The 13,130-nt window shown below is 46.5% G+C and carries 11 protein-coding genes; all 11 read left to right on the plus strand.

The features are described from left to right. Position 1: 1 nt before the first annotated feature. From ICN16_RS00485 to nuoN, 11 genes are read left to right on the plus strand one after another with little or no spacing between them, the layout of a single operon-like run. Positions 2-1,255 carry an NADH-quinone oxidoreductase subunit D gene (locus ICN16_RS00485; RefSeq protein WP_216133100.1) on the plus strand — a complete coding sequence of 418 codons (1,254 nt, stop codon included), beginning with the start codon at positions 2-4 and terminating at the stop codon, positions 1,253-1,255. A 23-nt stretch (positions 1,256-1,278) separates the two neighbouring features. Further along, positions 1,279-1,785 carry an NADH-quinone oxidoreductase subunit NuoE gene (nuoE, locus tag ICN16_RS00490; protein ID WP_216133102.1) on the plus strand — a complete coding sequence of 169 codons (507 nt, stop codon included), beginning with the start codon at positions 1,279-1,281 and terminating at the stop codon, positions 1,783-1,785. After that, a complete protein-coding gene (nuoF, locus tag ICN16_RS00495) occupies positions 1,782-3,080 on the plus strand; it encodes an NADH-quinone oxidoreductase subunit NuoF (protein WP_216133104.1) in 1,299 nt (432 codons plus the stop codon). The genes nuoE and nuoF overlap by 4 nt, the downstream gene beginning before the upstream one ends. A 31-nt stretch (positions 3,081-3,111) precedes the next feature. Then, complete coding sequence (nuoG, locus tag ICN16_RS00500; RefSeq protein ID WP_216133107.1) at positions 3,112-5,427, plus strand: NADH-quinone oxidoreductase subunit NuoG; 2,316 nt, start codon at positions 3,112-3,114, stop codon at positions 5,425-5,427. An 8-nt stretch (positions 5,428-5,435) separates the two neighbouring features. Further along, positions 5,436-6,509, plus strand: a complete 1,074-nt coding sequence (gene nuoH, locus ICN16_RS00505; protein WP_216133109.1) for an NADH-quinone oxidoreductase subunit NuoH — start codon at positions 5,436-5,438, stop codon at positions 6,507-6,509. A gap of 11 nt (positions 6,510-6,520) precedes the next feature. Continuing rightward, complete coding sequence (nuoI, locus tag ICN16_RS00510) at positions 6,521-7,012, plus strand: NADH-quinone oxidoreductase subunit NuoI (RefSeq protein WP_216133110.1); 492 nt, start codon at positions 6,521-6,523, stop codon at positions 7,010-7,012. Positions 7,013-7,033: 21 nt separating this feature from the next. After that, complete coding sequence (locus tag ICN16_RS00515; protein WP_216133111.1) at positions 7,034-7,681, plus strand: NADH-quinone oxidoreductase subunit J; 648 nt, start codon at positions 7,034-7,036, stop codon at positions 7,679-7,681. Further along, entirely contained in the window at positions 7,678-7,986 is a 309-nt protein-coding gene (gene nuoK, locus ICN16_RS00520) for an NADH-quinone oxidoreductase subunit NuoK (RefSeq protein WP_062308407.1), read from the plus strand. The genes ICN16_RS00515 and nuoK overlap by 4 nt, the downstream gene beginning before the upstream one ends. A gap of 2 nt (positions 7,987-7,988) precedes the next feature. Then, positions 7,989-10,049, plus strand: coding sequence for an NADH-quinone oxidoreductase subunit L (gene nuoL / locus ICN16_RS00525; RefSeq protein ID WP_216133112.1), 2,061 nt, complete (start codon positions 7,989-7,991; stop codon positions 10,047-10,049). Between the two features lie 24 nt (positions 10,050-10,073). Continuing rightward, the gene (locus ICN16_RS00530; protein ID WP_216133114.1) at positions 10,074-11,540 is read left to right on the plus strand and encodes an NADH-quinone oxidoreductase subunit M; all 1,467 of its coding nucleotides are present in this window, start codon (positions 10,074-10,076) and stop codon (positions 11,538-11,540) included. 10 nt (positions 11,541-11,550) lie between these two features. Continuing rightward, positions 11,551-13,056: an NADH-quinone oxidoreductase subunit NuoN gene (gene nuoN, locus ICN16_RS00535; protein WP_216133115.1), complete on the plus strand. Its 1,506-nt coding sequence runs from the start codon at positions 11,551-11,553 to the stop codon at positions 13,054-13,056. The last annotated feature ends 74 nt before the right edge of the window (positions 13,057-13,130 follow it).

The following is a 13,130-nucleotide window of genomic DNA, read 5'->3' on the forward strand; positions in this document are numbered from 1 at the left end:
CATGGCACAAATTAAGAACTACACCCTCAACTTTGGCCCTCAGCATCCTGCAGCGCACGGCGTATTACGTCTAGTGCTCGAGCTTGATGGAGAAGTGATTCAACGCGCTGATCCGCATATTGGTTTATTGCATCGCGCTACAGAAAAATTAGCAGAGACACGTACTTGGATTCAGAACGTTCCTTATATGGATCGCCTGGATTACGTATCAATGATGTCTAACGAGCATGCTTACGTGATGGCGATTGAAAAATTGCTGCAGGTAGATGTGCCTTTGCGCGCACAGTACATCCGCGTGATGTACGACGAGCTCACCCGTTTACTTAATCACCTCTTGTGGATTGGCTGTCATGGCTTAGACGTTGGCGCCATGGCTGTGTTTTTATATGCCTTCCGCGATCGTGAAGACATTTTTGATATGTACGAAGCTGTTTCAGGCGCTCGTATGCATGCTGCTTATTACCGTCCAGGTGGTGTCTATCGCGATCTGCCAACAGAAATGGCGCAGTACTCTAAGTCAAAGATTCGTAGCGCTTCTGCAATCAAGCGTTTGAATGAAAACCGTAGCGGTACATTGCTTGACTTCATCGAGCAGTTCTCAAATGGTTTTGATGCCAACGTAGATGAGTATTGCAATCTCTTAACGGATAACCGTATTTGGAAACAACGTTTGGTTGGTATCGGTGTTGTTTCACCTGAGCGCGCATTGCAGCTCGGCTTCACTGGCCCTATGCTTCGCGGTTCTGGTATTGAGTGGGACTTGCGCAAGAAGCAGCCTTACGAAACTTACGACAAGCTCGACTTTGATATTCCAGTTGGTGTGAATGGTGATTCTTACGATCGCTATTTAGTGCGCATGGAAGAAATGCGTCAATCCAATCGCATCATCAAGCAATGCGTAGCTTGGCTCAAAGCAAATGATGGTCCAGTCATGAGCGACAACCATAAGGTAGCTCCACCGAAGCGTGTGGACATGAAGACCAATATGGAAGAGTTGATTCACCATTTCAAACTCTTTACTGAGGGTATGCATGTTCCTGATGGCGAGGCTTACTCTGCTGTTGAGCATCCAAAAGGTGAGTTTGGTATTTACTTAATTTCCGATGGCGCGAATAAGCCATACCGCATGAAGATTCGTGCGCCAGGCTTTGTACATTTATCAGCTATGGATGAAATGTCTCGTGGCCATATGTTGGCTGATGCCGTAACCATTATTGGTACCCAAGATATCGTGTTCGGGGAGATTGACCGCTAATAGAGCGCGCCAAGGATTAATTCATGACAACAACTCTTCAACTTTCAGACAAAACGCTCGCAGACATTGCGCGCAATGTCGCGAAATATCCTCCAGAGCAAAAGCAATCCGCAGTGATGGCTTCTTTGATCGCTGCCCAAACTGAAGTGGGTTGGGTTTCACCAGAGGTGATTGCTACTGTTGCTCAAATTTTAGAAATGCCAACGATTGCAGTTGATGAAGTAGCCACTTTTTACAACATGTATGACACCAAGCCTATTGGTAAATACAAGTTGGTAATTTGCACAAACTTGCCTTGCCAGTTAACCCATGGTGAAACTGCTGCAACGTATTTAAAAGAAACATTGGGAATCGGCTACAACGAGACAACTCCTTGCGGAACGTTCACCTTAAAAGAGGGTGAGTGCATGGGTGCATGCGGTGATTCACCAGTGATGTTGGTGAACAACAAGCGCATGTGCAGCTTCATGAGTAAAGAAAAGATTGATGCTCTATTAAATGAGCTACGTGCAGAAGGGAAAGCAGCATGACCAGCTTGCACGATAGACACATTAAGCCATTAATCCTTGCTGGATTAAATGGTGAGAACTGGCGTTTAAAAGATTACGAAAGCCGTGGCGGATATCAGCAGTTACGTCGCATCATCAATGACAAAATCGCGCCGGATGCGATCATTGCTGAATTAAAAGCCTCATCATTACGTGGTCGTGGAGGCGCAGGCTTCCCAACAGGATTGAAGTGGAGCTTTATGCCACGCCAATTCCCTGGCCAAAAGTATTTAGTTTGCAATAGTGACGAAGGTGAGCCGGGTACTTTTAAAGACCGCGACATCATGCGTTATAACCCGCATGCCTTGATTGAGGGCATGATTATTGGTGCCTACACCATGGGCATCACGGTGGGTTACAACTATATCCACGGCGAAATTTGGGAAGTCTATTCTCGTTTCGAAGAAGCGCTTGAAGAAGCTCGTGCCGCCGGATATCTTGGCGACAAAATCATGGGAAGTGATTTCAACTTCCAGTTGCACGCTGCTCCAGGATGGGGTGCATACATCTGTGGTGAAGAGACGGCGCTCTTAGAGTCGCTTGAAGGTAAGAAAGGCCAGCCTCGCTTCAAGCCACCATTCCCTGCTAGCTTTGGTTTGTATGGCAAGCCGACTACGATCAATAACACTGAAACATTTGCTGCCGTGCCATTCATCATGGCAATTGGTGGCCCAGCGTATTTAGAGTTGGGCAAACCAAATAACGGCGGCACAAAGATTTTCTCAATCTCCGGCGACGTTACTTATCCAGGTAATTATGAGATTCCATTGGGCACACCATTTGCTGAGCTATTGAAGCTTGCTGGTGGCATGCGTGATGGCATTCCATTAAAGGCGGTAATTCCTGGTGGATCTTCTTCACCAGTTATTCCTGGTGCCGAGATGATGACGCTCACCATGGATTACGACAGCATTGCGAAAGCAGGTTCGATGTTGGGATCTGGTGCAGTGATCGTGATGAATGAAACACGCTGCATGGTTCGCGCCTTAGAGCGTCTGTCTTACTTCTATCACGAAGAATCTTGTGGTCAGTGCACCCCATGTCGTGAGGGTACTGGCTGGTTGTGGCGCATTGTTCACCGCATTGAGCATGGCGAAGGCCGCCCAGAGGATTTAGATTTATTAAATGATGTAGCGGCAAACATTCAGGGTCGCACGATTTGTGCCCTAGGTGATGCAGCTGCTATGCCAGTTCGTGGCATGTTGAAGCATTACATGGATGAATTTGCGTATCACGTAGAACATAAGCGCTGCTTAGATTCTGCGAAACCTTTATAAGACATTGAGCACGGGACATCTTAAAGTGAGCATGGTTGAAATCGAATTAGATGGTAAGGCAGTAGAAGTTCCGCAAGGTTCGATGGTGATGCACGCCGCGAACAAGCTCGGCACTTATATTCCACACTTCTGCTATCACAAGAAACTTTCTATCGCCGCTAACTGCCGTATGTGCTTAGTGGAAGTAGAGAAGGCACCAAAACCATTGCCAGCCTGCGCGACACCCGTGACCCAAGGCATGAAGGTCTTCACGCACTCCGCTAAAGCAGTTGAGGCGCAGCGCTCTGTCATGGAGTTCCTGTTGATTAACCATCCTTTAGATTGCCCAATTTGCGATCAAGGTGGCGAGTGTCAGTTACAAGATTTGGCAGTTGGTTACGGTAAATCGAATTCACGCTACGAAGAAGAAAAGCGTGTTGTATTCCACAAGAATGTAGGTCCACTCATCTCCATGCAAGAGATGACACGTTGTATTCACTGCACTCGTTGCGTACGCTTTGGTCAAGAAGTTGCCGGCGTAATGGAATTGGGTATGGTCAATCGCGGTGAACATTCTGAAATCACTACTTTCGCAGGTCAAACCATTGATTCAGAGCTATCTGGAAACATGATTGATTTGTGCCCAGTAGGTGCGTTAACCAGCAAGCCTTTCCGCTATGCTGCGCGTACTTGGGAATTAGGTCGTAAACGCTCAGTCAGTCCGCATGACAGTCTTGGCGCGAACACGACTATTCAAACAAAAGCTAACAAAGTAATGCGTGTTGTTGCTTTAGAGAATGATGCAGTAAATGAGTGCTGGATTAGCGACCGTGATCGCTTTGCTTACGAAGGTCTTAATAGTGCAGATCGCGTAACTACACCCATGGTGAAGCAGGGCGGTCAGTGGTTAGAGACTGATTGGCATTCGGCAATGGATTACGTTGCTCATTCACTCAAAACGATTTCCTCCGAAAGTGGCCCTGAGGCAGTTGCTGCTTTGGCGCATCCAATCTCCAGTACTGAAGAGTTGTATCTCCTTCAAAAGATGATTCGCGGATTAGGATCCAATCAAGTAGAGACTCGTTTACGTCAAACTGATGTGAAAGGTGCAGCTAACGCTCCTTGGTTAGGTATGCCGATTTCTAAAGTTAGCGAGCTCGATCGCGTTCTAGTAATTGGTAGCTTCTTGCGTAAAGAGCAGCCGTTGATCGCTACTCGTCTACGTGCAGGCGCAAAGCGCGGTTTACAGGTTTCACGCATCGATGCAGGTGGCGATGATTGGTTAATTCCTGCAACTAGTATTGCTGCTACTCCAGGTACATGGCTCAATGCATTGAGTGAAGTTGCTTTGGCGGTGGCTAAGGCGAAGTCTGCTACTGCTCCGGCCGGCACGCCAAACTTACCAGTGTCTGCTAGCGCGCAAAAGATTGCGGATAGCTTGCTTTCTGGTACATCCACTTCTGTATTGTTGGGTTCTGCCGCAATCGCGCATCCGCAAGCATCTAATTTGCATGTCTTGGCACAATTCATTGCTGAGCAAACTGGCGCAACTTTAGGTTTCTTGCCGGTTGGCGGTAACGCTGTTGGTGCTAGCTTGGTTAATGCGAACGGCGCCGGTATTGAATCAGTTCTTTCTGGCGATCGCCGCGCAGTGATCTTGATGAATATCGAACCAGATGCAGATTTGCCAAATCCTTCACAAGCACGCGCTGCGTTAGCAAAGGCTAATACTGTGATTGCCTTGAGTGCTTATAAGAGCGCCGATCTCCTTGAGGTGGCCGATGTCATTCTGCCGATCTCTACATTTACGGAAACAGTGTCTACTTTTGTTAATTCCGAAGGCCGTGCACAAACGATTCAGCCAGCTGTAAAACCTTTGGGCGATTCACGTCCAGCATGGAAGGTTCTCCGGGTTCTTGGTGGTTTGTTGAATTTGGATGGCTTCCTCTACAACATGCCTGAAGAGGTATTGGGTGAGGCGCTTGGTGAAAATTACTGCACTAAGTTGTCAAATCAATCTACAGCTACTGGCTTAAGCAATAGTAATGTAGCTCCATCAACAGGTTTAGAGCGCATATCTGATGTCGGCATTTACGCCGGCGATCAAATCGTACGTCGTTCATCAGCATTGCAGTTAACTCGTGATGCTAAGCGTGGCAATCAAGTTGGATTGGGTCAAGCGCTCTTTAATGAGTTGGGCTTGAAAGAGGGTGATGCTGTGCGAGTGACCCAAGGTGATCAGTCTGTAGATTTGCCTGTCACATTGGAAGCGAACTTAGCTAAAGGTGCCATCAGAATTTCTGCGGGCACTATGGCTAGCGCTAAATTGGGATCGATGTTTGGTCCTGTAACTGTTAGCAAGGCATAAGGGACGAGATGGATAATTTCTTGAACCTCATTACCACCCAAGGTGAGGCCATCTTCGGCTCATTATGGCCACTTGTCTGGGCATTGGTACGTATCGTAATAATCGTATTACCGATGTTTGGCGCAGTTGCTTATATGACTCTTTGGGAGCGTAAGTTAATCGGCTGGATGCATATCCGTCTTGGACCAAATCGTGTTGGTCCTCTAGGCTTGCTGCAGCCAATCGCTGATGCCTTGAAGTTGTTGATGAAGGAGATTATTTCTCCGACTCAGGCCAGCAAAGTACTGTATTTCATTGCACCTGTGATGGTGATCATGCCGGCTTTTGCTGCTTGGGCAGTGATCCCCTTCCAGGCAAAAATGGTCTTAGCTGATGTCAATGCTGGACTGCTATATGTAATGGCAATTTCATCCATTGGTGTTTATGGTGTGATCTTGGCGGGTTGGTCATCTAACTCCAAGTATCCATTCCTGGGTGCTATGCGTGCTTCGGCGCAAATGATTTCTTATGAAATTGCAATGGGCTTTGCATTGGTTACCGTGTTGTTGACTTCTGGCTCTTTGAACTTGAGCACGATTGTGGCTTCACAGGAGCAGGGCTATTTCGCCAGCGTAGGCTTGAACTTCCTTTCTTGGAATTGGTTGCCATTGCTGCCGATGTTTGTGATTTACTTTATCTCCGGTGTTGCTGAAACGAATCGCCATCCATTCGACGTCGTTGAGGGTGAGTCTGAGATTGTTGCTGGCCATATGGTTGAGTACTCCGGTATGGCATTTGCCATGTTCTTCTTGGCTGAATACGCCAATATGATCTTGATCGCAGCATTAGCAGCAACGATGTTCTTAGGCGGCTGGTTGCCTATTGTGGATTTACCAATTTTGCGCGATATCCCAGGCTTCTTCTGGCTATTTGCTAAAACTTTCTTCCTCTTATCTTGCGTTATCTGGTTACGCGCTACATTGCCACGTTATCGCTATGACCAAATTATGCGTTTGGGTTGGAAGATCTTTATTCCTATCTCTGTATTCTGGGTAGTTGTCGTTGGTGCATGGGTTGTATCCCCATTGAATATTTGGAAATAAGTTGATCAATCATGTTTAAGAAAATTTCCCAATTCCTCGATAGCTTGATGCTGAGAGATATTTTGACTGGTATGTCGATTACTGGTCGCTATCTCTTCAAGCCAAAAATTACTGTTCAATACCCTGAAGAGAAGACACCTCAGTCTGCCCGCTTTCGTGGTTTACATGCTTTACGCCGTTATGAAAACGGGGAAGAGCGTTGTATTGGTTGTAAATTGTGCGAAGCCGTATGTCCTGCTTATGCAATCACAATTGAAACTGCTGAGCGCGATGACGGTACACGTCGCACCAGCCGTTATGACATTGACTTAACAAAGTGTATTTTCTGTGGCTTCTGTGAAGAGGCTTGTCCAGTTGACGCTATTGTTGAAACCAATATTTTTGAATATTTCGGTGATAAGCGCGGTGATTTGTATTTCACTAAAGAAATGCTTTTGGCCGTAGGCGATAAGTATGAAAAAGATATTGCCGCTAACCGCGCAGCTGATGCGCCTTATCGTTAATCGAATAGAGCACAACGACATATGACATTCGATACTTCTACACTTTTTGCAGTTTTCTTTTATGCCTTTGCTGGCCTTTTGGTGTTTTCAGCATTGCGCGTGATTACTGCACGCAATCCAGTGCATGCCGCATTGTTTTTAGTCCTCGCTTTCTTCTGCGCCTCTGGTTTGTGGATGCTCCTCAAGGCAGAGTTCTTAAGTCTTGCCCTGATTCTTGTATACGTTGGCGCCGTAATGGTGCTCTTCCTGTTCGTAGTGATGATGCTCGATCTTGATCTTGAGCATTTGCGCCGTGATTTCAAGAAATTCCTGCCTGTAGCGTTTTTGATGGGTGCGGTGATCGTTTTGGAATTGTCTATCGTCCTGATTCGTAGCTTTATTGGTACTAGCGCGCCAGTGCAACCAATGCTCGAAGAAATGACAACTAGCAATACACAAGCTTTGGGTATGTTGATCTTCGTGGATTATGTTTATGCCTTCGAGGTGGCTGGTGTGATTTTGTTGGTGGCGATCATTGCAGCTGTTGCCTTGACTTTGCGTAATCGCAAAGACTCCAAGTCCCAAAATATTCATGAGCAGGTCAATGTGAACTCTGCTGATCGTATGCGTATTGTCAAGATGGGCTCTGATATGGCCGCAAAGCAAGATGTTCGCGGGGAGAAGAAATGACTATTACCCTAGCTCACTACTTAGTGCTTGGCGCAATTTTATTTGCGACTAGCGTGATTGGCATCTTCTTAAATCGCAAGAACGTCATTGTGCTTTTAATGGCAATTGAGTTGATGCTTCTATCGGTGAACATGAACTTTGTAGCCTTCTCCCATTATTTGGGTGATATGGCTGGTCAAGTATTCGTATTCTTTATTTTGACTGTGGCTGCTGCTGAGGCAGCGATCGGTTTGGCAATCTTGGTTGTTCTCTTCCGTAAGGTGGACACCATCAATGCTGAAGACCTTGACCACCTAAAAGGCTAGTCATGCAATTGACACTTACTCTCCCTGTTCTCTGCGCAATTCCGCTGGCCCCATTGTTTGGCTCCGCAATTGCGGGCTTCTTCGGCACCAAATTAGGTGGCAATCGCATCGGTAACGGCGCTTGCCAGTTTGTAACCATTCTTGGTGTGATGATCGCCTTTGTCTTGTCATGCTTCGTGCTGGTACAAGTCATGGATGGGTTCTATTTCAATGGCACCGTGTATCGCTGGATGCAATTGGGTGAACTCAATCTGGATATTGGTTTCTTAATTGACCCGCTGACAGCCACCATGATGTGTGTGGTGACCTTTGTATCTTTGATGGTCCATATCTACACGATTGGATACATGCAGGGCGAAGAGGGCTACAACCGCTTCTTCTCTTACATCTCGCTCTTTACCTTCGCCATGTTGATGTTGGTGATGAGCAATAACCTCTTGCAACTCTTCTTTGGTTGGGAAGCGGTGGGCGTAGTTTCTTATTTATTGATTGGCTTTTACTATGAGCGCCAATCTGCCGTATTTGCCAATATGAAGGCCTTCTTGGTTAACCGTGTTGGTGACTTTGGTTTCATTCTAGGTATTGGCTTGTTGTTGGCCAGTACTGGTTCAATGAACTACGACGTGATCTTTGCTCAAAACACGGCACTAGCTGCGCAAACATTGCCTGGCACTAGCTGGAATTTAGTCACCGTAGCTTGTATCTGCCTCTTTATTGGCGCAATGGGTAAGTCTGCACAGTTCCCATTGCATGTTTGGTTGCCTGATTCGATGGAAGGCCCAACCCCAATTTCTGCATTGATTCATGCTGCAACGATGGTGACTGCCGGTATCTTCATGGTGTCACGTATGTCGCCGCTATTTGAATTGTCTGATGCAGCCTTGAGCTTCATCTTGGTGATTGGTTCTATCACTGCGCTATTTATGGGTTTCTTGGGCATAGTCCAGACCGACATCAAGCGAGTAGTTGCTTATTCAACCTTGTCACAGTTGGGTTACATGACTGTTGCCTTGGGTGTATCCGCCTATCCGGTGGCGATCTTCCATTTGATGACGCATGCATTCTTTAAGGCGCTCTTGTTCCTTGCGGCTGGTAGCGTGATCTTGGGAATGCACCATGAGCAAGATATGCGCAAAATGGGCGGCCTCTGGAAGTACATGCCAATTACTTGCCTAATGATGTTGTTGGGTAACTTAGCATTGATTGGTACACCATTCTTCTCAGGTTTCTACTCTAAAGACTCCATCATTGAGGCGGTAGCTGCTAGCCATATTCCTGGTTCTGGCTTTGCTTACTTCGCAGTGATGGCCAGCGTCTTTGTAACGGCTTTGTATTCTTTCCGTCTGTACTTCTATGTATTTCACGGCAAAGCCCGCTGGGGTCATGCAGATGCTCACGCACACGATCACCATCACGATCATGCAGAGCAGGGTGATGATCACGCGCACCACGGTTTGGCTCCTGGCCAAAAGCCACATGAGTCACCATTTGTTGTGACCTTACCTTTGATCTTGTTGGCGATTCCTTCCGTCATCATTGGTTACTACACGATTACACCTTTGTTGTTTGGCACTTATTTTGGCGATTCCATCTTTGTGGATATCGGCAAGCATCCAGCTATGAAAGAACTTGCTGAAGAGTTCCATGGCCCAGTTGCGATGGCAATGCATTCCTTGACTTCACCAGTATTGCTTCTCGTTGTGCTGGGTGTATTAACTGCTGCGATTGGTTATCTCTGGGCACCAAAGTTGCCTGGTGTTGTTGCGCAGGCATTCGCTCCAATCAAGAAGCTCTTGGATAACAAATACTATTTAGATGATTTAAACCAAGCAGTATTTTCTAAGGGCTTGCTGTGGATCGGTGGCGTCTTGTGGCATCGCGGCGATCAACAAGCTATTGATGGCTTCTTGGTTAACGGTAGCGCACATGCAGTAGGGCGCTTTTCTGCGGTGATTCGCCATTTGCAATCCGGTTATCTCTATCACTATGCCTTCGCAATGATTGCGGGCTTAGCGGTATTGCTAGCTTGGGTTTTGTACGCTTACCTGCCTTTTGTTCGCTAGGCCTTTGTTACTTAAGTAGCCATCATGATTCTTTCTTACGCCATCTGGATCCCGATTTTCTTCGGCATCATTATTTTGTTCTACGGTTCGGAGAGGCCGACTGCCGGTGTTCGCTGGTTAGCTCTCTTTGGGTCGGTGCTTGGCTTTATTGCAACACTGCCGTTGATCATCCATTTTGATATCGCCAACCCTGGCATGCAGTTTGTTGAAAAGATCAGCTGGATTCCTCGCTACGACATTAACTATCACTTAGGTATCGACGGTATCTCTGTTTGGTTCATCGTTTTAACTGCATTTATCAATATTTTTGTAGTGATTGCTGCATGGGAAGTAATTGATAAGAAGGTCTCGCAGTACATGGCCTCTTTCTTAATCCTTTCTGGCTTAATGATTGGTGTATTCGCCGCTTTAGATGCTTTGTTGTTCTACGTATTCTTCGAAGCAACTTTGATTCCGATGTACATCATCATTGGTGTGTGGGGCGGTCATAACCGTATCTACGCAGCATTTAAGTTCTTCTTGTATACATTGCTTGGCTCATTACTCACTTTGATTGCCATGCTGTACCTGTACAACGTGACAAATACCTTTGATATCTTGTCATGGCATAACGCTCGCCTCGACATCGTTGAGCAAATTCTCCTTTTCTTTGCTTTCTTCATGGCTTTCGCTGTGAAAGTACCAATGTGGCCATTACATACTTGGTTGCCAGATGTGCACGTAGAAGCGCCGACTGGTGGCTCTGTCGTGTTGGCTGCAATCATGTTGAAGCTTGGTGCTTATGGTTTCTTGCGTTTCTCTCTACCAATTGCACCTGATGCAAGTCAATTCCTTGGTCCATTTGTTATCTTCCTATCACTGGTGGCTGTGATCTATGTAGGTGCAGTAGCCTTGGTCCAGAAAGATATGAAGAAGTTGGTAGCCTACTCATCAGTAGCGCATATGGGCTTTGTAACACTTGGCTTCTTCCTCTTTAGCCCTCTGGGTATTGAGGGCGGTATTGTCCAGATGATTTCCCATGGCTTCGTTGCTGGGGCAATGTTCCTCTCTATCGGCGTTTTGTATGACCGCATGCATACCCGTCAAATTGCTGATTACGGTGGCGTTGTACATCGTATGCCTGCATTTACTGCTTTTGCGGTTTTGATGGCAATGGCTAACTGTGGTTTGCCTGCTACCTCCGGTTTCGTGGGTGAGTTCATGGTGATCCTGGCTGCGGTTGATTACGACTTTGTGATTGGTATCCTGGCAGCGACTGCTTTGATTTTGGGTGCCGCTTATTCTTTATGGATGGTGAAGCGAGTCTTCTTTGGCGCAATCACTAATCAGCATGTTGAGGAATTAAAAGACCTCAATGCACGTGAGTATTTCATGATGGCAGTACTGTCTATTTGCGTGATCGGTATGGGTGTTTATCCAAAACCGTTTACCGACATCATTCATCCAGCCGTGATTAATCTGCTGCAGCATGTTGCTGTTAGCAAACTCTGAGTAAAAGCTAATGCAAGCATTTGACCTATACGCCGTACTGCCGGAACTCGTTTTACTTGTAGCCGCTTGCCTCCTGTTGGTGGCAAGCGTTTATGTTCCTGAACGTCAGCCAGCAACCCCTGGTGTAGAGCAAGATATTTTCCATACGCCGCGTGGCGTAGGTTTTGTCTACTTTTTCTCCATCATTTTGTTGGTCTATTTGATCTTTGCATTTGTAGGTCGCATTGGAGATGTTTCCGTTGTTGCTATGAACGGTTTATTCCAGTCTGATCCAATTTCAAACCTCTTAAAAGCTTGCTCCTGCGGTGCGGTATTGGTGAGCTTGGTATATTCAAAGCAATACCTCACAGATCGTGCGATGTTCCGTCCAGATTTCATTGTCTTGGTATTGCTGGCTTTGTTGGGGCAGTGCGTATTGATCTCCGGTGCCAATTTGTTGACCCTCTATTTGGGTCTTGAGTTGATGGCTTTGCCTACCTATGCTTTGGTAGCGATGCGTCACAGCAACGAGAAGAGTGTAGAGGCGGCTATTAAGTACTTCATTCTTGGCGCTCTAGCATCTGGTTTCTTGCTCTATGGCATGTCGATGCTGTACGGAGTAACCGGTTCACTCGATTTAATTGAAATCTTTAGAACGGTTGCTGATCCACGTGTTAATCATTTAGTGATGGCCTTTGGATTAGTCTTCATTGTGTCTGGTTTGGCTTTCAAACTCGGTGTTGTGCCATTCCATATGTGGGTTCCGGATGTGTATCAAGGGGCGCCAACAGCGGTTACCTTAATGATTGCCGCAGCCCCTAAGATTGCTGCCTTTGCTTTATTGTTCCGCTTACTCGTAAATACTTTATTGCCGCTCTTGGGCGATTGGCAGCCGATGCTTGTCCTATTGGCCATCCTGTCCTTAGTGGTGGGTAACGTGACAGCTATTGCTCAAACCAATATGAAACGCATGTTGGCTTACTCTGCGATTGCGCAGATGGGCTTTGTATTGCTAGGCATGTTATCTGTATTTGACGACCATGCATTTAGTGCAGCAATGTTCTATGCCATCACTTATGTATTAACCACTTTGGGAAGCTTCGGACTCTTGATGATGTTGTCACGCAAGGGTCACGATTGCGAAACTATTGATGACCTCAAGGGCTTAAATAAGCGCCACCCTTGGTTCGCATTTATCGGTCTGGTGATGATGTTCTCTTTAGCTGGTATTCCGCCGACAGTAGGCTTTGCTGCTAAGTTGGGTGTACTTGAAGCTTTGGTAGATGGTGGGCACACATTCTTGGCCATTATTGCCGTGATCGCTTCATTGATTGGTGCCTTTTACTACCTCAGAGTGGTTAAAGTGATGTACTTCGATGAACCCAAAGAAGAGCATGCTGCTGAGATAACTGGATCAGGCTTTGCTCGTGGTCTTTTAAGCTTGAATGCATTATTTGTACTGGCTTTGGGAATCTTCCCGGCTGGGCTGATGGCTGTGTGCCTAGACGCAATGCGCCGCACGCTACTGGGCTCATAAGTAAATAGGCTCTTTAGCTACTGATGAAGGCTCCGAATAGGAGCCTTTTTCTTTTCTGTCATTTGAGTTTTGTA

It is taken from the genome of Polynucleobacter sp. es-MAR-4, assembly GCF_018882055.1.
Classification (GTDB): domain Bacteria; phylum Pseudomonadota; class Gammaproteobacteria; order Burkholderiales; family Burkholderiaceae; genus Polynucleobacter.

Bases quoted from the DNA above. Each gene is read 5' to 3' on its own strand.
- ICN16_RS00485 (WP_216133100.1), top strand. From the start codon at position 2: ATGGCACAAATTAAGAACTACACCCTCAACTTTGGCCCTCAGCATCCT.
- nuoE (WP_216133102.1), top strand. From the start codon at position 1,279: ATGACAACAACTCTTCAACTTTCAGACAAAACGCTCGCAGACATTGCG.
- nuoF (WP_216133104.1), top strand. From the start codon at position 1,782: ATGACCAGCTTGCACGATAGACACATTAAGCCATTAATCCTTGCTGGA.
- nuoG (WP_216133107.1), top strand. From the start codon at position 3,112: ATGGTTGAAATCGAATTAGATGGTAAGGCAGTAGAAGTTCCGCAAGGT.
- nuoH (WP_216133109.1), top strand. From the start codon at position 5,436: ATGGATAATTTCTTGAACCTCATTACCACCCAAGGTGAGGCCATCTTC.
- nuoI (WP_216133110.1), top strand. From the start codon at position 6,521: ATGTTTAAGAAAATTTCCCAATTCCTCGATAGCTTGATGCTGAGAGAT.
- ICN16_RS00515 (WP_216133111.1), top strand. From the start codon at position 7,034: ATGACATTCGATACTTCTACACTTTTTGCAGTTTTCTTTTATGCCTTT.
- nuoK (WP_062308407.1), top strand. From the start codon at position 7,678: ATGACTATTACCCTAGCTCACTACTTAGTGCTTGGCGCAATTTTATTT.
- nuoL (WP_216133112.1), top strand. From the start codon at position 7,989: ATGCAATTGACACTTACTCTCCCTGTTCTCTGCGCAATTCCGCTGGCC.
- ICN16_RS00530 (WP_216133114.1), top strand. From the start codon at position 10,074: ATGATTCTTTCTTACGCCATCTGGATCCCGATTTTCTTCGGCATCATT.
- nuoN (WP_216133115.1), top strand. From the start codon at position 11,551: ATGCAAGCATTTGACCTATACGCCGTACTGCCGGAACTCGTTTTACTT.